The organism is Stenotrophomonas sp. yr243 (assembly GCF_900184195.1).
GTDB lineage: Bacteria > Pseudomonadota > Gammaproteobacteria > Xanthomonadales > Xanthomonadaceae > Stenotrophomonas > Stenotrophomonas lactitubi.
This window is the reverse complement of record NZ_FXWT01000003.1, coordinates 434022-457570: the sequence shown is the minus strand read 5'-3', so window position 1 is coordinate 457570 and position 23549 is coordinate 434022. Positions and strand designations below refer to the sequence as shown.

23 protein-coding genes and 3 pseudogenes are annotated in these 23549 nt (G+C 60.9%); 6 read left to right on the top strand and 20 right to left on the bottom strand.

All coding sequences use genetic code 11. The features are described 5' to 3' along the window. Positions 1-106: 106 nt before the first annotated feature. The 19 genes and pseudogenes from QOL57_RS14870 to QOL57_RS14785 all read right to left on the bottom strand — a co-directional run bounded on the left by QOL57_RS14870 (position 107) and on the right by QOL57_RS14785 (position 17934). Positions 107-577 (bottom strand): DUF4189 domain-containing protein, encoded by a 471-nt coding sequence (locus tag QOL57_RS14870; RefSeq protein ID WP_244900875.1) that lies wholly within the window; start codon positions 575-577, stop codon positions 107-109. A 355-nt stretch (positions 578-932) separates the two neighbouring features. Continuing rightward, positions 933-1319 carry a DUF4189 domain-containing protein gene (locus QOL57_RS14865; RefSeq protein WP_157803079.1) on the bottom strand — a complete coding sequence of 129 codons (387 nt, stop codon included), beginning with the start codon at positions 1317-1319 and terminating at the stop codon, positions 933-935. A gap of 175 nt (positions 1320-1494) precedes the next feature. Next, a pseudogene (locus QOL57_RS14860) lies at positions 1495-2243 on the bottom strand (type IV secretion system protein); the annotation flags it as partial. A gap of 913 nt (positions 2244-3156) precedes the next feature. Next, a pseudogene (locus tag QOL57_RS14855) lies at positions 3157-3611 on the bottom strand (type VI secretion protein); the annotation flags it as partial. A gap of 289 nt (positions 3612-3900) precedes the next feature. Beyond that, complete coding sequence (locus QOL57_RS14850; RefSeq protein ID WP_089242063.1) at positions 3901-4359, bottom strand: DUF4189 domain-containing protein; 459 nt, start codon at positions 4357-4359, stop codon at positions 3901-3903. A gap of 106 nt (positions 4360-4465) precedes the next feature. Continuing rightward, a complete protein-coding gene (locus QOL57_RS21455; protein ID WP_343238821.1) occupies positions 4466-4897 on the bottom strand; it encodes a conjugal transfer protein TrbL in 432 nt (143 codons plus the stop codon). Beyond that, a complete protein-coding gene (locus QOL57_RS21450; RefSeq protein WP_343238820.1) occupies positions 4894-5619 on the bottom strand; it encodes a type IV secretion system protein in 726 nt (241 codons plus the stop codon). Before QOL57_RS21450 ends, QOL57_RS21455 begins: the two co-directional genes overlap by 4 nt. A gap of 75 nt (positions 5620-5694) precedes the next feature. Next, positions 5695-6525: a hypothetical protein gene (locus QOL57_RS14840; RefSeq protein WP_141134208.1), complete on the bottom strand. Its 831-nt coding sequence runs from the start codon at positions 6523-6525 to the stop codon at positions 5695-5697. Between the two features lie 22 nt (positions 6526-6547). Then, entirely contained in the window at positions 6548-8989 is a 2442-nt protein-coding gene (locus tag QOL57_RS14835) for a VirB4 family type IV secretion/conjugal transfer ATPase (RefSeq protein WP_089236021.1), read from the bottom strand. 84 nt (positions 8990-9073) lie between these two features. After that, positions 9074-9382 carry a VirB3 family type IV secretion system protein gene (locus tag QOL57_RS14830; protein ID WP_089236022.1) on the bottom strand — a complete coding sequence of 103 codons (309 nt, stop codon included), beginning with the start codon at positions 9380-9382 and terminating at the stop codon, positions 9074-9076. Further along, positions 9375-9800 (bottom strand): TrbC/VirB2 family protein, encoded by a 426-nt coding sequence (locus QOL57_RS14825; RefSeq protein WP_089236023.1) that lies wholly within the window; start codon positions 9798-9800, stop codon positions 9375-9377. Before QOL57_RS14825 ends, QOL57_RS14830 begins: the two co-directional genes overlap by 8 nt. A 577-nt stretch (positions 9801-10377) precedes the next feature. Then, positions 10378-10854: pseudogene (locus tag QOL57_RS21445) on the bottom strand (lytic transglycosylase domain-containing protein); the annotation flags it as partial. 3 nt (positions 10855-10857) lie between these two features. Beyond that, positions 10858-11901, bottom strand: coding sequence for a P-type DNA transfer ATPase VirB11 (gene virB11, locus QOL57_RS14815; protein WP_089236025.1), 1044 nt, complete (start codon positions 11899-11901; stop codon positions 10858-10860). A gap of 12 nt (positions 11902-11913) precedes the next feature. Beyond that, entirely contained in the window at positions 11914-13188 is a 1275-nt protein-coding gene (locus tag QOL57_RS14810; RefSeq protein ID WP_089236026.1) for a TrbI/VirB10 family protein, read from the bottom strand. After that, a complete protein-coding gene (locus QOL57_RS14805) occupies positions 13185-13964 on the bottom strand; it encodes a TrbG/VirB9 family P-type conjugative transfer protein (RefSeq protein WP_089236027.1) in 780 nt (259 codons plus the stop codon). Before QOL57_RS14805 ends, QOL57_RS14810 begins: the two co-directional genes overlap by 4 nt. Next, positions 13961-15007 carry a type IV secretion system protein gene (locus QOL57_RS14800; RefSeq protein WP_089236028.1) on the bottom strand — a complete coding sequence of 349 codons (1047 nt, stop codon included), beginning with the start codon at positions 15005-15007 and terminating at the stop codon, positions 13961-13963. The genes QOL57_RS14805 and QOL57_RS14800 overlap by 4 nt, the downstream gene beginning before the upstream one ends. Before the next feature lie 89 nt (positions 15008-15096). After that, a complete protein-coding gene (locus QOL57_RS14795; protein ID WP_089236029.1) occupies positions 15097-15543 on the bottom strand; it encodes a hypothetical protein in 447 nt (148 codons plus the stop codon). Between the two features lie 416 nt (positions 15544-15959). Beyond that, positions 15960-17639, bottom strand: a complete 1680-nt coding sequence (locus QOL57_RS14790; protein ID WP_089236030.1) for a type IV secretory system conjugative DNA transfer family protein — start codon at positions 17637-17639, stop codon at positions 15960-15962. 37 nt (positions 17640-17676) lie between these two features. Then, positions 17677-17934: a hypothetical protein gene (locus tag QOL57_RS14785; RefSeq protein WP_089236031.1), complete on the bottom strand. Its 258-nt coding sequence runs from the start codon at positions 17932-17934 to the stop codon at positions 17677-17679. Between the two features lie 122 nt (positions 17935-18056). On the opposite strand from QOL57_RS14785, the gene QOL57_RS14780 reads away from it, so the two are divergent. The 5 genes from QOL57_RS14780 (at position 18057) to QOL57_RS14760 (ending at position 21178) form a co-directional block, all read left to right on the top strand. Continuing rightward, entirely contained in the window at positions 18057-18476 is a 420-nt protein-coding gene (locus tag QOL57_RS14780) for a phosphohydrolase (protein ID WP_089236032.1), read from the top strand. A 110-nt stretch (positions 18477-18586) separates the two neighbouring features. Then, positions 18587-19798 (top strand): MFS transporter, encoded by a 1212-nt coding sequence (locus tag QOL57_RS14775; protein WP_089236033.1) that lies wholly within the window; start codon positions 18587-18589, stop codon positions 19796-19798. A 147-nt stretch (positions 19799-19945) separates the two neighbouring features. After that, complete coding sequence (locus QOL57_RS14770) at positions 19946-20419, top strand: hypothetical protein (protein ID WP_089236034.1); 474 nt, start codon at positions 19946-19948, stop codon at positions 20417-20419. 112 nt (positions 20420-20531) lie between these two features. Continuing rightward, positions 20532-20801, top strand: coding sequence for a hypothetical protein (locus QOL57_RS14765; protein WP_089236035.1), 270 nt, complete (start codon positions 20532-20534; stop codon positions 20799-20801). 128 nt (positions 20802-20929) lie between these two features. Next, positions 20930-21178 carry a hypothetical protein gene (locus QOL57_RS14760; protein ID WP_089236036.1) on the top strand — a complete coding sequence of 83 codons (249 nt, stop codon included), beginning with the start codon at positions 20930-20932 and terminating at the stop codon, positions 21176-21178. Between the two features lie 38 nt (positions 21179-21216). On the opposite strand, the gene QOL57_RS14755 is transcribed toward QOL57_RS14760, so the two are convergent. Beyond that, complete coding sequence (locus QOL57_RS14755; protein ID WP_089236037.1) at positions 21217-22752, bottom strand: FAD-dependent monooxygenase; 1536 nt, start codon at positions 22750-22752, stop codon at positions 21217-21219. 84 nt (positions 22753-22836) lie between these two features. On the opposite strand from QOL57_RS14755, the gene QOL57_RS14750 reads away from it, so the two are divergent. Beyond that, positions 22837-23481: a TetR/AcrR family transcriptional regulator gene (locus QOL57_RS14750; RefSeq protein WP_089236038.1), complete on the top strand. Its 645-nt coding sequence runs from the start codon at positions 22837-22839 to the stop codon at positions 23479-23481. The last annotated feature ends 68 nt before the right edge of the window (positions 23482-23549 follow it).

Sequence of the window (23549 nt, the reverse complement as noted above, 5' to 3'; positions counted from 1 at the left end):
ACCGCCTGCAGAAGCCTCGCAACGTCGGGGTGATTCCCATTTGGCCTCGTCAAGTGTCGAGGTGCCTGGCGCAAGCTGCCGATCTAAGCCCCTATGCTCTGCAACCCTAGGGAATAAACTCTGGCTCAGTGCAAGCCGAGTAGACCTTGTAGCATCCGATACCTCCATCAGTCACGCATCGATTTGAAGCGATCTCCTCAGCCTTCTCAATGGTCACCGAACTGCCAAAACTCGTTCCGCCTCGGCCAGTTTTTGGAACGTAAACAGCTGCACATTGGTTGTAGTAGGTAAAATCAACCTTACAACCGGCGGCTCCACACAGCCTAACCGCCTCTGCCGCAGCACCGCGCTTGGATCGACCTCCAACGGATGCTCCTGAAGCACCATTGGGAGCGGAAGCCAAGGCCCCCCAAGTTTTGACCCATCGTCCAACTGGAGCCGAAGACGTACTAGCCCCCGAATTCGTGGCTCCCGGGATCGGGGCGCACCCCTGAACACCTTGACCGCCTATCGGGTACTGCCCCTGAGGACATCCTCCCTCTGCCTTTACCAATGTCGGGCACGACAGAGTCCCCATCGCTAACATTGCGCAAAGAACTGAACACCTCAAAGAGAGCTTGGACATTCTTTTGCCTCAGGGTCAATAAGACAACTAGCGCGAAGGCTGAATTTCAACTCTCGACCCCATACTTACCAGTAATCATGCCGCTGTTGTATACGAGGGAGAAGAAATACTAGCCCCTGTCATCCTTGCAAAGGCAACCGCCCCCTCTCCGTCATTGCAGGGGCAGGACCACGATGGCTCCCGGGCCGATGACCATCATCAGCCCAGCGGCGTCGCTGCGGCGCCGCCAGCCTCAAAACGCACCATGAAGCGAAAAGCGCGTGGCTAGCGATTTCGACACGGAGTCGATTCGACATTTCGTTCAACGTCAACGGAAGGGTTTGAATTCAGACATGCTGCATGCGGAGTAGATGATTGTGCATTGCTTACCTCCACGCGCTTGACACCCCTCAAAGGCTTTTGATTTTGCTTCGTCGATGGTGCGCGCTGCGACCGCATAGGTCGCTCCTCCAGCGGATCCACTACCACTTACCACGGAACCTGCCAGTGCGGCGCATTGATTGTAGTAGGTCAAGAACACCTCACAATTGTGCCCACCACCGCTGCGACAGAGATCCAAGCTCGTAGCACCTGCTTCGCTCTTTGACTTTTCAGATTCGGCAACGCCCACCGCCATGTTTCCGGCTGGCAGCGGCTGAGAATCGATCGCAATCGCGCCCCAACGCGTCTCCCACTTTCCCGTTGGCTTGGACACAGGAATTGCAGGACCAGACGACGGAATCGGCGCACAGCCTCCTACGCCTTGACCGCCCACAGGATACTGTCCAGGCGGGCAACCGCCTTCCGCAAAAGCGGAACCCGCTACAAGACACGACAACGCTACGAGGCACACCCGCACGTACATCACGACATCACCTCTCATTGAAGCCTCAACTGTTATTTGCCTGCCCATACTTTCCGGAATTCTGTTCAGACAAGCCCCGGTTTTGGTTACTCGTCACCGTATAGCTACTCACACTATTGTTCGTGGCCGCGGCGTGGCTTCCACCATTGACAGTCTGCTCCGGCGTATGCTGACCCGGCGGGCGCCCATCAGAGCTCGGGGTAGCCGCCGCGCCGCCGCCTATCTGCGAATATGCCATGAAGGTGCCCAAGGTGCCCTGGAAGAACACGGCGGCCATTGGGGGCGCAGTCAGGATCAGGGTCGTCAGGATAAGCCCCATGCCGCCCTGCTGCATCGCTTGGCTGGACAGGCCGTTCTCGAAAGCTGGGCCGAGAATCAGTTTTGCGCCGATGGACTCAAGCCAGAATGCCTTGGACACGCGCAGCACCATATCCAATGCGATGCCGGTCATGGCGGCCAGTACCGCCATCGAGAATAGCGTTCCGATGCCGTAGAACAGCCACCGTTGGAACAGGGATTTGGTCTCTCGAACAACAAGCAAAGGATGAACAGCGGACCCAGGCCAATGAAGAGGGCAATGGCCACCTCGTACAGAAGCAGCATCGAGCCTGCAGTAATTGCAGGCCCAGCCGTGTCAAGACCGACATACAGCATGGCCCGCGACTTCTCTTCAATCATCTCGGGATCGGCCATGACGTCGATCGCGTCAATACTGGCCAGCGCCACCTGCAGATAGGCCAGGTTGCCATCGTTCTGCTCTTCCGGGGACTTGTCACAGCAGTAATGACCCGGACCGCAGCCTTACACCAGCATCCTGCTGGTGATCTAGAAAATCGCATTGCCCCTCTTCAATGTCCGGGCAGGCGCACTCAAAATCAGCATCCAGCCGTCCGAAAAGTGTGAAGACCCCATCAATACGACGAACCAATCAAAGAGCAACTAGCAACCGAGCAGAAATTAGATGGGAACGATCACCTGAAGGACTTAAACTCAGCCATGCTGCAGGCGGAGTAAACAACCGTGCAACGCTGACCGCCCGCCGCGCTTTGACAACTGCGCATTGAATTCGCCTTTGCCTCCTCGATTCCCGGTGCGCCGGCTGCGTACGTAATCCCACCTTTTGCGGCCAAGTCACTCACAACAGGACCAGAGAGGGCGGCGCATTGATTGTTGTACGCCAAGAGAACGCGACAATCATTGCCGCCGCCTTCGGCGCACTGGGCAAGCGCGACCGCACTCGCGTCCCTCTTGGTTCGCTGTGATTCTGCGACACCGATCGCCAAACGCGCGCCCGGAGTCGGGCTGAAGTCGCGAGCGATCGCACCCCAACGCGTCTCCCACTTTCCCGTAGGCCGCGAAGCGGGAATTGCAGAGCCACTCTGAGGAATCGGGGCACACCCCTGCACGCCCTGACCGCCTACAGGATACTGTCCTGGAGGGCATCCCCCTTCGGAAAATGCCTCAGTCGATACGAACAAGAAGAGGATCACGCAGAAAGTTCTTTTCACTTCAAAAGTCTCCACTTTCCCGGGATCGTCAACTATGAAGCATTCCCGTACTTACCCGAACCTTGAGGGTTCACGCCATTGGCCTGACTACCCATTACTGCGTAGTTCGAACTTCCAACCGCACCACCACCGCCCATTTCAGACCGCGAACTATTCGAAGGCTGCTCCGGCGTATGCTGACCCGGCGGACGCCCATCCGAGCTAGGTGTAGCCGCCGCGCCGCCACCTATCTGCGAATATGCCATGAAGGTGTCTAGGGTGCCCTGGAAGAACACAGCGGCCATTGGTGGCGCAGTCAGGATTAGAGTTGTAAGGATCAGCCCCATGCCGCCCTGCTGCATCGCCTGGATGAATAGGCCGTTCTCGAACGCCGGGCCAAAAATCAGCCCCGCTCCTGCCGATTCCAGGCAGAAGGCTTTGGCCACGCGGAGCACCATGTCCAAGGCGATACCCGTCATTGCAGCCAGCACTGCCATGGAAGACAGTGCACCAAACCCATAGAACAGCTGCCATTGAACCGCCATCGCTGGAACAGCGACTTCGCCTAGAACAATAATCAGAGGATGAACAATGGACCAAGGCCAATGAATAATGCCATGGATATTTCGTACCACAGCAACATCGAGCCTGCTGACGGCCGAATGGAATCGCTGCTATGCCCAGTCACGATTTGAAAACTTGGCATCAACGGCAGGAGCGTCATTACGCTGCGCTTATATGAAGCGCCGACCCAACACAGGATCAAGCACAACTGCTGATCGCTATGGCCTCTCCGCACCGATAGCCTGATCAATTAGGCGGCAAAGTGTGGAGCTTTTTACTAAACCCGAAAAGCCACGCCAGACTTCCCTACGCTCTTCTGTGCACCAGCCAACGTCATCGGACGCAACATTCATCGCTCACCGTAGCGTAGACATGGCAACTCAGAACGCATCAAAAATTGGCCCCGAACAAGCCGAATAAAGAACTTTACAACCAACACTCCCTCGAGAAACACAGGTAGTCATCGCAAGCTCTTTGGCTTGCTCCACGGTACCTGCCCTTGAAATCGTCGTGCCACCCTTCTCAGCACTGGAAGGCGATATCAATGCGATGCACTGATTCCTATAGCTTTCAGCAATTTTGCAACTCGCGCCACCCAATTGACTACACTGAAGGATTGCCTCTTTAGTAGCCTCTCCCTTCGAGCGCTTCTCTACCGCTACGCCGACTTCACCAGTTGAGGCCGTTGCAATAGCTCCCCAGGTCTTGACCCATCGTCCGCTGGGCCGTGCCTCTTCTGCTTTCGCGGCCCCACCGCCCGGAATGGGAGCGCAACCCTGAACGCCCTGCCCCCCAACGGGATAGGAGCCAGGGGGGCACCCGCCCTCGGCGAAGGCCATTGATGGCGCTACAAGCGCCAGGACCAGCAGAAGGACCCCAATAATCGGGATCGAGATACTTGCCAGCATCGCGCTACACCTGCTCTCCACGACCATACTACCTACCTCAACGAAGATTGTTATTGGCCGCGCCCAGTCGACCGGTATCTGGCGTTACAACAGTACTACCAACACCTTGACCGGCAACTCTCGTGGACACTTCGGACTGAGTCGTTGTGCTTTGGGACGTGTTAGAGCTGGGAGCCGCAGGGGTGTAGCTACCTGCGGGACGCCCATCAGAGCTCGGGGTAGCCGCCGCGCCGCCGCCTATCTGCGAATATGCCATGAAGGTGCCCAAGGTGCCCTGGAAGAACACGGCGGCCATTGGGGGCGCAGTCAGGATCAGGGTCGTCAGGATAAGCCCCATGCCGCCCTGCTGCATCGCTTGGCTGGACAGGCCGTTCTCGAAAGCAGGGCCGAGAATCAGTTTTGCGCCGATGGACTCAAGCCAGAATGCCTTGGACACGCGCAGCACCATATCCAATGCGATGCCGGTCATGGCGGCCAGTACCGCCATCGAGAATAGCGTTCCGATGCCGTAGAACAGCCACCGTTGGAACAGGGATTTGGTCTCTCGAACAACAAGCAAAGGATGAACAGCGGACCCAGGCCAATGAAGAGGGCAATGGCCACCTCGTACAGAAGCAGCATCGAGCCTGCAGTAATTGCAGGCCCAGCCGTGCCAAGACCGACATACAGCATGGCCCGCGACTTCTCTTCAATCATCTCGGGATCGGCCATGACGTCGATCGCGTCAATACTGGCCAGCGCCACCTGCAGATAGGCCAAGTTGTCATCGATCTGCTCTTCCGGCGAGTCATGGGAACCGGTCACCACGTACGTGATCTCGTCACGCACGTCCTTGGTCAGGAACGAGTGCAGGTTCGTCCCGAACATGCCCATGCTCGACGCCACGCTGACGATCAGTGCGGCACGTGCCATGTTGGTGACCAGAATCATCATCGAGTCCCGGCTTCGGCCGGTCACGATGCGGAAACCCTGGATCAGCACCCAGAGCGTCATCAGGACGAGTGAGATGCCAAGCACCCACTCCATCATGTTCCCCATCAACTCCAGGCCGAATTCACTGATTCGCTTCCGCAGGAAATTGAGGATCAGACGGAAAAACACGAAATCGCCAAGGGAATCGACGCGTGTGGCGATTCCAAGCAGTTCGTGCAGACCACCGGAAAACTCAAAGTTGGCGACCGATCTCATCATTGTCCACATTCCTTGGGCATACAGCCCGCTCCTACCCGATGACTGCCCCGGCGGAAGCCGGAGCAGCACATTTCCTTACTGGTCCAGTGCACCGGCCAGGATGGCCGTCTTGGCAACGTCGCGAACGAAACGCGTTGCCGGATCACCCTTCAAGGCGGTCTTGCCGATCAGCTTCTGGTTGACCTTCAGAACCTCAATATAGGCATCGTACGACCGCATCTGGCCTTCCCACTTCTGGGTAGCAACAGCCAAGTCGTTGGCGGTGCGCAGCGATTCGCTGTCAGCGCCCTGAACCGTGCCTTGATTGTTGTTCTGCTGACGCTCCTCGAGGATGTCAGCCAGTGCGTGCTCCATGGTCGGCACGGTTTCGTTGAGGAAATCAATCGACTCGTTGTACTTGCGGTTTTCCATCATGCGGATGTTCACGCAGATCTGCTGCTGGCGCTTCTTCAGATCCTGGTCGCCGGTCAAACCGACCGCACCAAGCAGCCCTGTCAGCGAGAAATCCATGCCTTGGCCACCACAGGTTTCAGCAACCATGTATTTCGGATCAACCTTGACCAGCGGCTGCCCCTCAGGCAGCCCGATTGCGCGAAACTGCGCCTGGATCTGCACCAATGCCTGCTGATACTGTTTCATTGTTTCTTGCCAGCGGTCGTACTGCTTCTTGTACTCTGCCACGTCTGCTGCGCTCATGCCCTCACCAATTTCGTAGTCCATGATGGCTTGCATCAGACCCGCGAAGTCGAAGACCGGCCAACCACTTGCCGACACAGGATTGGTCGAAAGCACCGCTGCGCACCCCAGCACCAGGGCAGCGAAACGCGAGCGGCGCGGGCCGCGGCCAGACTTGCGATTGTCGTTTGCCTTGTTCATGTCGTTCTCCACGGAAATGGAAGTCTTCATCGTCATCCCTGTTCGTTGGCGCTCAGGCCGCATCGGATTGGGCGGCAGCCTTGCCCGATCCCTTTCGATTCTTGTAGAAATCTTCCAGCCACTGCTCCGGTGTCAGCTCGTCCACGGTAATCCGCGCACGAACCGCTGCGCTCTGGAGCACGCGGTGCATGATGTCGATGTTGTCGGTCGACGCCGAGATCACCGACAGGATGTCATCCATGCCGCGCAGGTTGAGCTGACACACGCTCGAAGCGTGACCCTGTTTGACCAGGAAGCAGCGCGAACGCTCGTCCAGGGCGGTGACCACCTTGAACTCGGCCTCGGTCAGCTTCAGGCCCTCCATGTAGTCGCTCTTGCTGGCATTCGGGTTCGGCAGCAGGATCAAGGTGGCAGTCTGTTCGATCAGCGCGGCGGAGATATCGCTCTTCAGCGCATCCTCCGGGCTCTGCGTCGCAAAGATGCCCATGCCGTTCTGCTTACGGATGGTCTTCTGCTTGTTCTTGGCGAACTCCTTCAGACCACCCTCACCGTCCAGGATCTTCCAGAACTCGTCCATCACGTAGATCAACGGGCGACCGTCGATCAGCGACTCCAGTCGATGCAGCAGGTAATTGATGACCGGCACGCGCACTTCAGGGTTGTCGATGATGTCGGTGTAATCGAAACCGATGATATTGGCCTTGCTCAGGTCCACGGTATCGACTGGGTTGTCGAACACCCAGCCCAATGAGTTGCCTGATGTCCAGCGACGCATGCGTGCGTACAAGCCGTCATCACCCATGTTGGGCAGGCTCTTCTGGAAATTGGTCATGCTGCGCAGATGCATCGGCGTATCGAGCATGCTCTCCACCGCGCGATAGATATCCTCTTCTTCGCGGGAGCTGTACTCACGCTTGCCTGCCAGCACCTTGATCAGGTCTGCCAGGAACTGCACATTGCCTTCGTTGTTCTCGCACTGGAACGGGTTGAACCCAGTCGGCGCGCCGTTCTCGAGGGCCAGGTAGTTGCCGCCGCACGCGCGCACGAAAATCTCGGCACCGCGGTCTTTGTCGAAGAAGAAGATAGTCGGAGACGGCTCGTACTTTTGCACCTGACTGAGCAGGAAGTTGATCAGCGCGGTCTTACCGGTACCCGATTTACCGATCACCATGGTGTTGGCGATCGCCTTCTCACCCAGGGAGTTTTCGGACGGATGGGTCGCGTGGAAGTTGAAGTAATACGGCTGGCCATTGGTGGTCTGCAGCGTAGTAACGCAATCGCCCCAAGGGTTGTTGTGCTGCTTGCCGGTGGCGAAGTTGTGCAGCGGCGACAAGCCGAGGAAGTTCAGTGAGCTGACGTTGGCCAGACGAGTACGGAAACGCCAGTTGGCGGGAAGCTGCGAGTAGAACGACGAGGTTACGGCCAGGTCTTCCTTCGTCGTCACGAAGCCGGCGTTAGAGAGCTCGGCGCGAGTCGAAGCAACGTTCTGAGACAGTCTGGCCTGGCTGTCGCCGTACACCGCCATAAGGAAGTGGTACTCGCCCAGCACGAAATTACCCGATGACAGGTGATCCATCGCTTGGTCCAGCTCGACGATCTGACTTACGGCCTTGTCGCCGGAGGAGATCATCATGCCCTTGGTGCGATCGAGCACCTTCAGTGCATCCTGACGGCCCATCGGACTGAATGAGTGGGTGATGACGTACTCGAAGTCGAGATACTTCAGGCCATTGAGGATGCCTGGGTATGTGCCCTCGGCATACTCCTTGATGTTCAGGATGGCACCAAAGTGATTGGCACCATTCGGCGTGTTGATCACGAAGTCGCCGGTCTTAGCCGAGAACATGTGCCGGCTGACCGGCAGATAGTCCTTCACAGGGGCCGACAGCACCGGCACCGGCTCATCGATACGATTGATCAGGTAGCCGAACAACTCAAGTGTTTCCGAAAACACCACGCCGTTCTTTGCCTCGTACATGCCGAGGCGGTACGGCGCGTAGTCACGGATAACAGCTTCGACATTCCCGGCCAGCTCCATCAGCTTCTCTACTGCCTGCTCCTGTTCGGCGCGCAGCTTGTCGACGTTGGCGGATTTTTCCACGAAGCGCTTACCGGCCACCACCGGACGATAGATCATCGTCAAGTAGAGTTCGTTTTGCATGATGCGCTGCGAGGACAACATACCCATGTACTGATCGGATACGTCCTGGTTGAAACGCTGCTTGTAGTGACTCTTGCCTTTCAGCGTGCGGCGACGACGGATGTCATGAACCCAGAAGGCCACATTGACGAAATCCGGCGCTCGAAGAGTCTGCAGCAGCCGATTGAACGTGTTGTGTCGATGTTCAAGCTCCCACTCTTCACGTCCAACAAACGGCAACCCTTCCAGGTGCCACGTCAACAGGTAATCTCCGCCGGTGGTCTTCACCACGTTCGGGGCTACATGCGACGACAAGGGAATGAATTCGCTGATGGACGTATCTGGGTTGAACATACGACTGCTTCCAAAAGGTACTGCCGACGAAAATTCGGAGTGGGCCAAGCGGGCGTCAGACGCCCACCTGGCCGGATCCAGCCCTCAATCCATTCGGGCCGGCTTGCTGCGGTAATGATTCGGATTGAACACCCACATTCCGTCGTGCTCGCGCACGTTGCGGACCCTGAGCTTGAACAGCAGGCGCAGCCCCAACAGCCGGAAGATCATCTCGTCACGCTTGGCCATCTGGCGCATGAAGAAGATGGCCACTGGGATGCTCAGCAGGAACCAGAAGTTGGTGTACATGCTGAGGAGCAACAACCCACCTGCCACCATGAAAAATGGCAGGTAAGGCACACCCAGGAACATCGCTGGCCGGGTACAACCCCGGAACAGAACGTTCTTATGCACTGTAGTACTGAACGGCGTGCTTGATCATCTCAAACGCCATACCAGCACCATCGCTGCCACCGCTCACGTTGTCGCAGTTACCCGCTTCCTTGCCGAGCAGCATGCGTGCGATCTGGCCCGCGGCACCAATCAACACGCCGCCGATCAGGATCGGGGCGACATCACCAATGCGCTTGTGGGCAAAGGCGATCTGGTAGCCGGCAAAGATAACTGCGATCGTCACGACTGCGATCGAAGCCATGTTCAGCAGGCCATTGATGTTGGTAAAGAAGCCGCAGACCTTGCCGTCGGTACCACCGAAGTCAGGGCCGCCTGCCAAAGCCTGCGGAGCAAATACAGCGCCAGCGAATGCGACGGCCATCAGCATGGTCTTCAGCGTACGCTGGGCCTGGACGAGGTCGAGATTGAATCGCTTCATGGATTGATTTCCTTGTTGATGGACTAACACAACTGAATCGACCAGCCGGGGGACCGGTCGTACCACGACTTCGTCAGAACACGAAGGCCGCATCCCCTGCGGGAATCTGTTGCACTGGCATCTGTTGCGCCGGCGCGTTGTACATGTTGTTGGGGTCTGACGATGCGCCCTGCTGTCCCCAGGGCTGCAACATCACTGGGCTCTCGCCACCACCTGCAGCGGCACCTGGCAACTGCGGCGGCATCACAGGTTGTCCGCCCTGCCCTGAAACGCCATTCGGCAACTGTTGCGGCAAGCCCTGCGGCGCCTGTTGCGCATAGCCGCCGTTTGGCTGCGCCTGCGGCTGCATCATGCGGTCGACTGAGCCCAGCACGACCCGCGACAATGCCTGGTCGGCAAGATTCACCAGGCTGCCACGCGCCATCGCTCCCGTGGACGGATAGACGGTGTAAGCGCGTGCAGGATCGTTGGACGGCACATACACCGGCGCGCTGGCTTGGGCAACGATTCGCGCCTCGGCGGGCGATGCCGACTGAGGATGGTGTTCAACCTTGACTGTGCGACGCTCGCCACGGCTCACCACATCGATGGGCAATGCGCCGTTGCTGGCCACCTGCTGTCCACGCCGCATCGAATCGTAGATCTTCTGCACATAACCGTGGCGGAAGCCCGTTTCGAAGTTGCCCGAGTAGTAGCAGCTGAATGACTTGCCCCAGTCTTTGCCCGAACGCTTGTAGCACTCGGCAAGGATGCGTGAGCCAGCCTGGAGGTTCGGGCACTGCTGAAATGCTTTTTCGTACGAGTCCAGGCCGTACTTGCCAAGGTTGTAGCGATTGACCTGAGCCAGCCCGATGGAGAAGTTGTAACCCTTTTCCTCGAGCATGCGCACGGTGGCCAAAGCCTCGTCGAGTGTCTTGGGCTGGCGCACGAGCGCGCCACCGACTACGCCGATCGCATAAGGATTGCTGGACGATTCCACGTTGATGACGTGCTGCATCACGTCCATCGAGATGGCCATCTCGGGGCACGCCATCATTTCGAGTCCTGGCAACATCGATCAGCCCTCCTGCCCCTGGGCGCGCCCAGGATTGAAATCGATACCCGTGATATAGCGCGAGCCTGCATGCGCCTTGATATGCACGACGATATCGATGGTCATCATCAGCAGACGCTTGATGACGTTGAATTCGAGACCCGAACCTTCGTTGGACGCCTTTACCATCAGAGCCAACTGGTCCCAGGTCTGCTCCGGGCTGCCGGCGTGGCAGCTGGTGATTGAACCCGGGTGACCCGAGGCGCAGTTGCGGATGAAATAGAACGCTTCATCACCACGCAGCTCGGCCAGGATGATTCGCTCCGGCTTCATGCGCAGACAAGCTTCCATGCAGCTCTTGGCCGTCACGTTGCTCGCGCTCTGGCCGCCCTTGGAATACAGCAGATGCACTACGTTGGGCTGGGTCAGAAACAGCTCGCGCGCGTCTTCGATGGTGACCAAACGCTCGCTGTCCGGAATGTGGTTGACCAGTGCCTTCATGAAGGTGGTCTTGCCGCTGCCGGTGGCACCGGAGACGACGATGTTCTTGCGGTACATCACCGCGCGCCTGAAGAATTCAGCGTATTCGCGGGAATGCCGCAATTCCAGCAGCTCGCGATCCTGCTCGCTGACCCCACCATCCTGCTCGAGAATCTGGTTGAAGAAACCATCCTCGTGGTACTGGGTGAGCGACTTGGTGTGCTTGGACGGCAGACGGATCGTGATTGATACCTTGCCAGCATCGCAGGCAGGCGGAATCACGAACTGCGCGCGCTGCCCGGTCGGGAACGTCAGGGACACCACCGGATCGGCATCGGTAATGCGCTGACCGGTGTTGCTCTCGTTGACCACCGCGGTGCAGAACTGCCGGGCCCGTTCGAACGTCAGGCCCGGCACATCCACGCACTGCCACCCTGCCCGCGTCTCCAGATACAGCTCACCCGGACGGTTGATGCAGATTTCCGTCACTTCGGGTGAAGTCATGTACTCGGCGATGCCCAGCACTTCGTACTGATAGCGCAGGAAGTCGCTGGAGACGAGGGCGAGAGGTGACACTTCGGCGTCCATGATCGTTCTTGGTTACCGGCGGGGGTTCAGTACGTTGGTGAAATCCACGTCTTTTGCGACGTAGACATTGATGATCGTGCCTTGGTTGATGGTGACCGTCGGCGGTCGACGGCCGCTGCTGAGCGCTTCGTTGGCCAGCCGCTCCATGGTGCGTGCGGTCGAGCTTTCATAGGGCGACTGGATCGTCATGCCGTTGTTGGCAACGGTGGTTGTCTCAGGTCCGTGCTCGGCCGCAGCGTACTTGAAGGCATCCGCGATCAGGCTGATCATCAGCGCCGAAGCAATGCGACTGCCCCAGTGCGCGCTGTACTGACCCGGGTGACCGGCGCCACCCAAGCCGTCGACACCTGGGCTGGACATCGCCACGTCAATGCCATTCGGGGTGGTGATGCGATCCCAGATGACCTCAACGCGCTTGCCCGCTGGACCACCGCCGTAGGCACCGTAGATCTTCGAGCCCTTCGGCAGCAGCAGGCTACGGCCATTGATCGAATAAACGGGCTCGGTCAGCAGGCAGGACGTATATCCGGCCAGGTCGGTGATGATGCGGGTTTCCAGCACGCAGCGCAGATAGGTGCCACGCACCAGCAGCGCGTCAGGACTCTGGATGTACGTTGCGCTGGAAATGTCATCGACATCCGGGCCTCTACGGACCTTGGAAGGTGCGCCGGTGCCGTTCTGCCCCTGCAGATTGGCGATCATCGCGCGCTGATATTCGCTCATGCCGCCACCAGCGGGGCCCTGCCCCTGTGCGTCACCCGCACCGGCACCACCCGATGAACCGATGCGACGATCCAGCAGCGACGGGCCACGCTCGATTGGCCGTTCCTCACGATCATCACGCGGCGGCATGAAGCTCGAATTGCGGGAGGCGGCGGGAGGAGGCGGCAGTGCCGGCAGCATCGGGATCGGCTCGGCAGCGGCCACCGCATCGGACGGCGGTGCGGGAGCAACGTTCGGCAACTGCGGAGTGCTTGCGCGCGCCACTTCCTTGGGCTTTGACACATCTTCCTTGTTGTCCTGCCCCTTGCGGAACAGCAGAAGGCCCATCGCCACCAGCAACACCACGATACCGCCAAGGAACAGCAACGCCTTACGGTTCAGGCGCTGCTCTTCAGCCGACCGTAGCTGCGGAGCACTGGCGTCCAGATCCGGCGCGGGCCCAGCCTGGGTATTGCCGAAGTAAGGGTTCGCCGGGGTCTCGGGGGCGGCGCCGGGAGCACTGCCGTACGGGCTCTGGTCAGGACCGTTGTTCGGATCGTTTCCGGGAGTGTTCTGCTGGCTCATTTCTTCACGTTCCTTCGCAGACCAACGACGTAATCGCCGTGGCGGATGACCAGGTACGGGTAGGTCCCGTGGACGATCAAGGTATTGCCTTCAACGGTGGTATTGACCACGAAGTCCTCACCGTACTCCTTCTCACGACCGAACACGGCCGGGAAGATTCCCGTCTTGTATTCGGGAGCATTCGGCAGTTTCAGGTAGGTGAAGCTGCCATCGTCGTAGGCGTTGACCGGAATCAGCCACCCCATCTTCTTCGCCTTGCTGGTCGAATAGGAGTAGTTGAAGTTGTACTGGCGATCCTTGGCCAGTTCGGTGCTGAGCAACGGCTGCGCTTCTTCCTCCACTGCTTCCTGCGCAACACCAAACACGGTGTCGTTCGGATAGACGAAGGCGATCTTGTACTGCACGCCAGAACGGCGGGCCTGTTCGAGCTGACGCCAGTCGGTGGCAACAACCTTCAACTCGAAGATGTACGAGTGGGTCGCAGTGCGCACCATCATGTTGGTGTCGACGTCGACGTTCTTCGGCTTGATGTAGAACACGTTCTCGCGACGGGTCAGCTCCCAGCCACTGCTGAAACCGGTGCTGTAGTCGAGGATCTTTTCGTTCGGGCTCAGTTCGATCTGGGTGGTCAGACCCAGGCCGGTGCGAACCGGATAGATGCGATCCTTCTCATACTCGTAATGGTCTACCGCCTGTGCCATCGCTGCGGTGGAAAACACCAGCGACAGCAACGACAGCAGCGCCAATGCGCTTCCCCTGACTTTTCGACTACTCATCGGTTGCTTGCTCCATCAGCATTTCCGGTGGAATTGTTCGGTGCCGGCGGCATCGCCGGCTGCCCGGGCATAGCCTGCCCTGGCATCGCTTGACCCTGCATCGGCTGGCCTTGCACCGGCTGCCCCTGCATCTGTTGCATCTGGCCATTGACCGGTGCCGCCACGGGCTGCCCGGTAGTCGGATCGATCATGGTCGCAGCGGCGGGGTTGTTCGGGTCGTAGATCCCTTGTGCCTGCTGCGCGGCCAACTGCGCCTGCTGTGCGGCCTGCTGTGCCTGGTCCTGCATGGCGCTGTCGTCCGGCACCGGCACGCCACGGGCGTAATCGTTGTCGACGCGATACTCGGTGACCTGGAAAGCCAACGGATTGAGCACGCGATCCTGCTCGGACAGCGCGAGGTTCTGGTTGTACTCGAAGCGCATCGTCACCAGCTGGTTGTCCAGATAGGTCGCCGCACCGGTGCGCTTGTCGAGCAGACTGCGCTGGATACGCACAGAGGCGCCACGGAAGCTGCCATTCGCCTGTGCACCGAGCGGGGTGATGCTGAGGATCTTGACCCGGATCGCCTTGCCGCGCCCGTACATTACGAACGGGTTCTGCGGATTGTTGCCGGCATAGCGCAACTTCATGCTCTGCGCCACCGGATCGCTGGACATCACAAACACCAGCTCCCAGTCGCGCAGACCCATCACCGCCGAGTCATACGACTCACGCGCCAGCACGTACTGGGCAACGTTGCTGCGATTGACCGCTTCGTTGCTGGTGATCGTCTCGCCCTGGAACGTGCCGCGCAGGCGCGCAACCGTCGCCGTACCCGTATAGGCATCAGCCATCACCAGGAACGGCACCTTCTCCTTCAGCGGCAGCATGTAGTAATAGCCGCCGGCCAACGCCAACGACATCAGCAACGAACCGGTGGCGACCCACCAGGCACGACGCTCGCTGCGCCGGGCCATGTCGGCCACGGTGATCTCGTAGCTGACCGCCTTGGCGACCGACTGCTCAACCTTGGGGCTGTTGCCTGCATCCTTCTTGCGGAACATGGGTTCTTCCGTACTGCTGAAACATCAATGGGCGTGACGCCCCTGCGCCAGGCGCGGGGTGCGGCACGTTCGATGATTTCGACGCGGTCTCAGGTGCCGCTGCTGACTTCAGGATCCTGGGCCGACGCGGTCGGCGTCGATCCAGCGCTCTGCACGACGATCTGGTTGCCGACGATGGAGACGGAAACGCCCTGCGCTGCATAGGCCGCCGTAAGATCGATCACGGCCTGCTGTGCGTTGGTGGTGTCGATCTCCGACACCGCGCCATACAGGGTGAAATCCGAACTGAGGCGATAGTCCAGCGTGCGGCCGGAATCCTTGGCCCAGCGCTCGAGCATGGCCTTCAGCGTGCGATCCATCGGCGACGCCTGATAGACGTAGCTGGAGTACAGCGGAATCTCGGTCGGAGCCGTCGCAAAACGGTTGACCGGCTTCCAGCGCCCTCCGAAGTCGGGTGCGGGCTTGGTAGCACAACCTGCCACCATCAACGCCGCCACTGCGGCGATGGACATTTTTGCAATAAACGCCTGATTCATACGGGCTTCACTTTGACGTACGAAAAAGCAGTCCCGATGTTGGTCCCTTGGTCGTCCGGCACTGCGCGATGCACGCCGGAAACGTAGCAAATGCACTGCTTAACAGCACACGGGCACGGTTCCCCTGCAGCTCGAAAGCTGCCAACCAAGTCGCGTGAAGCAACCTCATCCGAGGCCCCTTTCACGCACCCTCACCAACGTCGGAACCATCCCTGTTCCCATGGCTGAAACTCCTGGCCACTCTGAAAGCATGACGAATCACACAGATTCGCAGGCCACGCATAGAATCGCACAACTACGCGTCAATTCGATGTCAGACAAATCTGAATTTTGACCAACGTATGGCGCTTCTTTGACGCACTTCACTTATTCACTTCCATGAATGCGTGCATCCGTCACACTTTCAAGTCTGCAACTTAGACATCAAGCATCGGCACGTCAACCTTTGGCAGTAGTCGTGACGTGAAATAGCGGTCCTTGTAATAGCGAATCTTGTCGCATTTGACGGGATGTGGAATGCCTTCGTACAGGAAGACCTCCTGGTCCGGCCCCATCGCCTTGAGTTCCTGCGGCAGCATCAGCGCGCGGCGCTCCTCGGTGAAGCTATGGGTCTTTTCACGCGCGTGGGTGACGTTCTTCTTGCGGATGGTGGTGTAGCCCAGCATGTCCGAATAGTCGTTGGCATCCTGCTGTTCGCGCGGTGCGTACAGAATCTGCAGCGCATGATTGGTAATGATCGTGCGCGAGACTTCACGGCCATAGGTGGCATCGAGCTGCGACATGCTCTGGATGATCGGCAGCAGGCGCACGTTGTAACCAGCCATGTAGGACACCGCCGAGGCAATGATTTCGACCTTGCCGATCGAGGTGAATTCGTCCATCAACAACAGGCACTGGTATTTCAGGTCCGGATTGGACTTGGGCAGTTCCTTGGTATTGAGGTTGATCAGCTGGCTGAAGAACAGGTTGATGATCAACCGGCTTTCGGCCAGCTTGTTGGGCTGGATGCCGATGTAGATGGTCATCTTCTTCTTGCGCACGTCGGTGAGCAGGAAGTCGTTGGTGCTGGTGGCCTTGTCCAGCACCGGGTTGATCCAGGGATTCAACGGTTCCTTGAAGGTGCCCAGGATCGAGGCGAAGGTCTCGTCGGCCTGGGACAGCATGTTGGCGAACGCCGAGCGCGCGTTGCTGCTCAGGAATGGACGCTCGGACAGGCTCTTCAGGAACTTCTTCAGGTCGCTGCCATCACCGGAGGACAGTCGGTAGACCGCGCCCAGGGTCGGCGTGCCCTGCCCGCCCGGGAAACCACTGCTGCGCTCGTCATCCCAGTTCTCGAACAGATACAGGGTGAAGGCAATGAAGGCATTGCGCGCCTGGCTGATCCAGAACTTCTGGTCTTCCGAACCATCCGGATACAGCATCGCACCGATGCTCATCAGGTCCGAGACGCGGAACGCCGGGTCGTCGGAGACGTAGCTGAGCGGGTTCCAGCGATGGGTACGGCGATCTTCGGCGAACGGATTGAACAGGTAGATTTCCTGGCCCTGGCTGGCGCGCCAGCCGCTGGTCAGGTCGAAGTTTTCCTGCTTGATGTCCAGCACCACCAGCGATTCGCCGTATTCCAGCAGGTTCGGGATGACCACGCCGACGCCCTTGCCCGAGCGGGTCGGGGCGGCCAGGATGACGAACTGCTGGCCGTCCAGCCGCACCAGCTTGCCGCCATGGCTGCCGACCACGATGCTCTGGCCGCTCTTCTTGAACATGCCATGCTTGGCCAGATCGGCACTGGTGGCAAAGCGCGCGTCACCGTGCAGCGAGCGCTTGTCCTTCTTCAACAGCAAGACCAGGCCGACGACGGCCAGCACCAGCAGCGGCAAGCCAAAGCCGAGGTAACCGGCCCATTTGATCTTGCCCACGAACGGGGCAACCTGCGGCTGGCCGATGGCGTGGAAATACTGGTAATAGGTATTCCAGGTGAGCAGCTTGGCATCCAGACCAAGCAGCAGCAGCGTCAGATAACCGGAAAGCACGAACCCGAGCAGCAGGGTCGCCAGCGTGACGATGGCGATGAGCAGATACTTCTTACTGGACAACACCCGAATCCTCCATGATGCGCCTCATGGGCGCGACGGCTTAGCGGTGGCGTCGCTGCGACGCCTTCTTCCGCAGGTTGACTTCATTCTCCAGCCCGGGCTCCACGCCCTCTTCCCGCACCAGTTCCTCAAGGTACCGGCGCGCATCGGCCAACGACATCAGGTCGGTCAGACGCTCCCCGTCGTCGACGATGACCGCATGGCCGACCACATCGCCGGGAGCGTACACCGGCTCGTGGGTCACCGCTACCAGACGGAAGCGGCCGCGTAGTTCCAGCTGATGGGTGTATTCCTGCATGTCTCATCTCCCTGATGGAATCCAGATGCCATTCCTGCAGCGTCCGATGATGCCTGCACGGCCGTGGTGGCGGCATGTAGACGACCCGTACGACAATACACGCTTGGACCGGGGAGATCGCAATGGACTGGGTAGCACACGCACGAACGCTGGCGATGGAGGCCCACGCAGGCCAGACCGACAAGGCAGGACATCCCTACATCGGCCACGTTGGCCGGGTGGCCGCTGCAGTGCGCGGCGATGATGAAGCCGAGGTGGTGGCCTGGCTGCATGATGTGCTGGAGGACTGCCCCGCCTTCGCTGAACAGGTGCAGACCTTCCCGGCCCCATTGCAGGACGCGGTTCGGTTGCTCAGCCGGACGTCTGCGGCGGATGCCGCCACGTACTACACGCGGATAGCGGCAGATCCGCTGGCGCTGAAAGTCAAGCTGGCCGATATCGCCGACAACGTGGATGAAGCGCGGTTGGCATCACTGGATGCTGCCACCGCCGAGCGCCTGCGCGACAAATACCGGCAGGCCCTGGCCGCGCTTGGCCAGTAGGCCACGCTGGCAGCACCACCCATCGAACACTGATTTACCCCCAGCCCGGCTGATGCCTGTTGCGGTGCAGCAGTACAATGTGGCGCTTCCCCGCCCCTTTGCGCCCCCGCATGAGCCCCAATTCCCCTCTGGCTGCTCGGCTGACGCCGCGCCAGCGCACCCTCATCATCCTTGCCCTGTCGTTGGGCGGCTTCGCCATCGGCACCAGCGAATTCGCCAGCATGGGCCTGATGCTGGAGATCAGCCGCGGCCTTTCCATCAGCGAAACACAGGTCGGCCACCTGATCAGCGCTTACGCCGTCGGCGTGGTGGTGGGTGCACCGATCCTGGCCTTCGTCGGCGCCAGCTTCCCGCGCCGCAAGCTGCTGCTGGCGCTGATGGGCTTCTATGCCGTCGGCAATCTGGCCAGTGCACTGGCACCGAACTACGGCACGATGCTGGTGGCGCGCTTCGTCGCGGGCCTGCCACATGGTGCCTACTTCGGCGTGGCGATGCTGGTGGCCGCGGCGATCAGCCCAGCCGGCCAGCGCGGGCAAGCGATGTCACGCGTACTGCTGGGGCTGTCGGTGGCGATCCTGATCGGCAATCCGCTGACCACCTGGCTGGGCCAGCAGCTGAGCTGGCGCACCGCCTTCGCCCTGGTCAGCGTGCTGGCCATCGCCACGGTGGCGATGATCGCGCGCTTCCTGCTGCCCGACCCGGATGAGGTGCGGACCTCGCCGATGCGCGAGCTGCGCGCGTTCAACACCACCCAGGTATGGCTGGCGCTGTCGATCGGCGCGGTGGGCTTTGCCGGCATGTTCTGCGTCTTCACCTACCTGGCACCGACCCTGGTGCAGGTGACCGGCGTGGCCGAGTCGTGGATGCCGCTGGCGGTGGGCGTGTTCGGCATCGGCGCGATCATCGGCAACATCGCCGGTGGCTGGCTGGTCGACAAGTTCCACTTCAAGGCAGCCGCCGTGGTGCTGGCGTGGTCGATCGTGATGCTGCTGCTGTACCCGCTGGCCGCTGAGTCGGTGTGGACCATCGGCCCGATGATCATCACCGTGGGTACGATGGGCGCCCTCGCTGCGGTGCTGCAGACCCGCCTGATGGACGTGGCCGGCGAAGCGCAGACCCTGGCCGCCGCCTCCAACCATGCGGCGTTCAACACCGCCAATGCGCTCGGCCCGTGGCTGGGCGGCATGGCGATCAGCGCTGGCTTCAGCCCGGCCACCACCGGTTACGTAGGTGCGGCGACTGCGGTCGGCGGCCTGCTGCTGTGGTGCGTGTCGGTGATGCTGGAGAAGAACCGCAAGGCCGCTGTCGCCGGCAGCCGCTGAATCCCGCGACGGGTCGTTTGCCGTCGCCGGAGCGACGGCGACGATCCGGTCGCAGCACTCTCCAGCTTCTCATCGCCTCGATGATGCCCCACCATCTGCGCAGATCGGCCGCAATCGGCGGCCGAGGATCTTGCTCAAGGATGCTCCGTGGCAGTCACTCCCCATAGACGCGAGAAGCTGCTCGATGACCTGCTCTCGCTGGGCCGCAACTGGGCCTTGGCGATCGCCATCGCCGGTGCCGGCGCGGCGGTGCACTACAGCGAATCGGTCTACGAGGCTGGACTCTGGCGCGGGCTGCTGCCCACGCTCTGCTTCCTCGTCAGCGTGGTCTGGATCGTGCTGAGCATCATCCGCTTCGACCTGACACTGCAACAGCACGTCGAACGCAAGCGCTCACGCTGGCTCAGCCGCCTGCTGTATGTGGTGCTGCTGGGTGCTGGCATTGCGGCGGTGTTCTTCGTGATGCAGCTGGCCGGGAACAACCATATCGCCAAGATGTGCGACTCCGTGGCGAACGAGCCTGGCAGCCGCATCTACCGCTCGGAAGAGTGCCAGCGGCTGTTCAAGCACCGGGCCGAATACCGTCGCCGCCTGGAAGCGGCGGACGGCGAGTTCGACTGAGGCGACCGCGCTTCGCATGCGGTAACCACACTGCAGGTTGACGAACACGCGGCGTAGATCCGCCTTGCTGCAGAGTTGCGCACGCCAGCTCCCCAAGCGCGACACAACCCTCATGCATCGCCAGATTTCCCCCACCTGCCACGATGCGATTGCCCTGCGGGCCGGCGCGCTGGGCAGCGTGCTGGGTGTGGCGCTGTTCAAGGCCTTTGCGCTGTCCGCCGCAGCGGCCGGCTCGATGATGACGGTCGGGCTGTGGTTGCTGGGATGCGTGCTGCTGGCGGCCTGGGCGTTGGCAGCCTGCCTGACCTGTCTGGCCCTGAGTCGGCGCGTGTTCGTATTGATGCTTGCGCTGTCGACGGTGTTCCTGATCTGCATTGCCTGATCGGCAGTCGGCAGCTTCCGAGCATTTCCACAATTGTTATTCAATAACAAGTGCTGCCAGTCGGATTGCGCGTGCGCCGGGTCACGGATTGAATTCGATGGCCAGACCGGCCCCTTTCCGAGATCCCCATGCGCCTCCTGCAGCCCCTGTTCCGCTCCGCCCTCGGTGTTCTTGCACTCGCGTCGATCAGCGCCTGTGCCACCTATGATGATTCGGCCATGCATGCCGCCTGCCAGGAGTCGCCGCATGTGAAGGACCTGCCGCCCGAGGTTGCCGCCCGCGAAAGCCGATGCAGCAAGAGCGTTGAGGTCTGGTCGAGCGAGCGCAAAGGCAGTGACCAGCCGCTGGACCTGAGCGGGAAGAAGAAGGACCTCTGAAAGTAGGCGGCGCAGCCCTGTGCGGGCTGCGCCGGAACTCAGGCAATCGCCTCCTTGCCGACGGGGCACACCCATTCCCGTACGGCCTGCGCCAGTCCCGTCGCATCGGCGCCATCACTGGTCCAGGCGACAATGCCGTCCGGACGAACCAGCAGCGCGGACAGGCCCAGCGAATCCACAACCGGCTGCGCGATACACAGGATGCGCGATCGCTCGGCTTCAACCGCCGCGCACGACGAGGCAGCGGCATCGAACACCAGCAGCACCGCCTGCCCTGCGCGCAGCAGTTCACCCATGCGGCGACCATCGACCAGCAGGAAATCCGGCGTGCTGCGGCCCACCAGCGGATGGGCCTGACCCGGATCCAGCTGCTGGCCCACACCCCACACGCGCTCGGCGAGATACGTGGCGCCATCATGTGTTTCTGCCAGATCGGCCACGATCGCAGCCAATGCACGTGAGCCCGCGCTTGGTCGCATCAATGCGACCTGCGCGCGCGACCACTCCAGCACTCGCGCGCCGATAGGATGGCGTTCGACCTGATAGGTGTCCAACAACGCATCAGCTGCCTCGCCGCGCACGACGGCGGCGAGCTTCCAGCCCAGATTCATCGCATCCCCCAGGCCCAGGTTCAACCCCTGCCCGCCCAGCGGTGAATGCACATGCGCGGCATCGCCTGCCAACAGCACCCGGCCACGACGATAGGAGGTGGCCTGCCGTGCGCCATCGGTCCAGGTCGTGGCCAGGTGTAGTGTGGTGATCGTTGCTTCACGGCCGCAGATACGCCGCAGCAGTGCCTGTGCCGTATCGCGGTCGAGTGGCTGGCGATGGCCGGCGCCGCCGTCGAAATCGGCCAGGGCGATCGTGCCCGGCGGATTGAAGTTGCACATGCCCTGCACGGTGGTGTGACGCCCGGGGCTGAGCAGCGTCGGATCTTCCAGCTCAACGCTGAGCGAGTGGCCGGTGAACTCGGGATCGGTACCGGCAAAGCTGAAACCGCATTGCTTGCGCACGGTGCTGCGGCCTCCGTCGCAACCGACCAGCCAGCGCCCGCGGAAGGATTGCCCACCCGCCTCGACCTGAACCTCGTCGGCACCCAAACGCACTTCCTGCACGCCCGCACCACGCAGTATCACCACGCCCAGCGCCTGCGCGCGCTCGGCCAGCACGGCCTCCAGCGCCTGCAGTTCCACCGCCATCTGCGTGCCGACCGGGCTGGGCAGGCGCCAGGGCCAGCGATCGCTGTCGACGTTGTCCAGCGCGAACGGGATGCCCGCGAAGTGCCCGCCCAGCCTGCGCGGCTGCGACAACCAATGCGCGGTGCCCGGCGGCGGCGGGCCTTTCTCTGGTTTCAGCACCTGGCCGGCAGCCACGGACTCCAGCAGACCGCGCCGGTCGAGCGCCTCCAGCGTGGGGGCATTCAAGCCGCGCAGCCCGAACGGCAGGCGCTTCAACGGCGAATCCGGCGAGGCCGCCTGCTCCAGCACCAGCACCGAGCATCCCGCCTGGCCCAGTTCGCAGGCCAGCAACAGCCCAACCGGGCCAGCCCCGGCAATGACGACGTCGTACAGCATTGGAAATCCTCGTGAGCATCCGGTCGGCGCTCTGGCGGCGACAATGTTACACTCGGTGTACATTTCCGCAAGTGAGCCCCCCCCATGGCCCCGCCACCCGGCCGCCGCGAGCAACGCAAAGCCGAGACCCGACAGGCGATTTCCGACGTCGCCACCCGGCTGATCATCGAGCGCGGTTTCGAGGCGGTGTCGATGAGCGAGATCGCCGACGCCGCCGGGGTGTCACGCAAGACGGTGTTCAACTACTTCGCCAGCAAGGAACAGCTGGTGTTCGACCGTGATGAGGAAGCGCGGCAGCTGCTGCGCGAGGGTATGGGCGCGCGCGCATCGATGACGCCGCTGGCCGCCTTCCAGGCGCTGGTGCGGGAACTGCTGGATACCAGCCATCCGTTGCTGCGGATCAATGCCGACGCAGCATCCTTCTGGAAAACCGTGGCCCAGAGCGCGGTGCTGGTGGCCCATGCGCGGCAGCTGCAGGCGCTGCTGACCGATGACCTGGCGCAGTCGATGGCTGAGTCTGCGGGACGACCGGTCGCCGACGCCGACGCGCGACTGGGTGCGTCGATGCTGATGGCGTCGATGGTGGCCGCCTACGAACAGGGGCTGCGCGTGCTGTCCTGCGGAGGCGATCCGCGGCAGGCGATGCTGCCGCTGATCGTGCGCGGCGCGACAGGGACCTTGGTGGCATTGGCCGGTACGCCGTATACGGATCCGTCGACGCGTCCATAGCGCAATCGGGGGATGGGTTTCTATCCGCTGCAAATGCTAATCTTTCTCATTTGCAACCAGCACAATAG

Bases quoted from the DNA above. Each gene is read 5' to 3' on its own strand.
- QOL57_RS14755 (WP_089236037.1), bottom strand. From the start codon at position 22,752: ATGCTGTACGACGTCGTCATTGCCGGGGCTGGCCCGGTTGGGCTGTTG.
- QOL57_RS14775 (WP_089236033.1), top strand. From the start codon at position 18,587: ATGAGCCCCAATTCCCCTCTGGCTGCTCGGCTGACGCCGCGCCAGCGC.
- QOL57_RS14840 (WP_141134208.1), bottom strand. From the start codon at position 6,525: ATGAAGACTTCCATTTCCGTGGAGAACGACATGAACAAGGCAAACGAC.
- QOL57_RS14810 (WP_089236026.1), bottom strand. From the start codon at position 13,188: ATGAGCCAGCAGAACACTCCCGGAAACGATCCGAACAACGGTCCTGAC.
- QOL57_RS14835 (WP_089236021.1), bottom strand. From the start codon at position 8,989: ATGTTCAACCCAGATACGTCCATCAGCGAATTCATTCCCTTGTCGTCG.
- QOL57_RS21450 (WP_343238820.1), bottom strand. From the start codon at position 5,619: ATGATGAGATCGGTCGCCAACTTTGAGTTTTCCGGTGGTCTGCACGAA.
- QOL57_RS14750 (WP_089236038.1), top strand. From the start codon at position 22,837: ATGGCCCCGCCACCCGGCCGCCGCGAGCAACGCAAAGCCGAGACCCGA.
- QOL57_RS14805 (WP_089236027.1), bottom strand. From the start codon at position 13,964: ATGAGTAGTCGAAAAGTCAGGGGAAGCGCATTGGCGCTGCTGTCGTTG.
- QOL57_RS14825 (WP_089236023.1), bottom strand. From the start codon at position 9,800: ATGAAGCGATTCAATCTCGACCTCGTCCAGGCCCAGCGTACGCTGAAG.
- QOL57_RS14780 (WP_089236032.1), top strand. From the start codon at position 18,057: ATGGACTGGGTAGCACACGCACGAACGCTGGCGATGGAGGCCCACGCA.
- QOL57_RS14800 (WP_089236028.1), bottom strand. From the start codon at position 15,007: ATGTTCCGCAAGAAGGATGCAGGCAACAGCCCCAAGGTTGAGCAGTCG.
- QOL57_RS14785 (WP_089236031.1), bottom strand. From the start codon at position 17,934: ATGCAGGAATACACCCATCAGCTGGAACTACGCGGCCGCTTCCGTCTG.
- QOL57_RS14850 (WP_089242063.1), bottom strand. From the start codon at position 4,359: ATGGCCTTCGCCGAGGGCGGGTGCCCCCCTGGCTCCTATCCCGTTGGG.
- QOL57_RS14760 (WP_089236036.1), top strand. From the start codon at position 20,930: ATGCGCCTCCTGCAGCCCCTGTTCCGCTCCGCCCTCGGTGTTCTTGCA.
- QOL57_RS14765 (WP_089236035.1), top strand. From the start codon at position 20,532: ATGCATCGCCAGATTTCCCCCACCTGCCACGATGCGATTGCCCTGCGG.
- QOL57_RS14870 (WP_244900875.1), bottom strand. From the start codon at position 577: ATGGGGACTCTGTCGTGCCCGACATTGGTAAAGGCAGAGGGAGGATGT.
- virB11 (WP_089236025.1), bottom strand. From the start codon at position 11,901: ATGGACGCCGAAGTGTCACCTCTCGCCCTCGTCTCCAGCGACTTCCTG.
- QOL57_RS21455 (WP_343238821.1), bottom strand. From the start codon at position 4,897: ATGACCGGCATCGCATTGGATATGGTGCTGCGCGTGTCCAAGGCATTC.
- QOL57_RS14795 (WP_089236029.1), bottom strand. From the start codon at position 15,543: ATGAATCAGGCGTTTATTGCAAAAATGTCCATCGCCGCAGTGGCGGCG.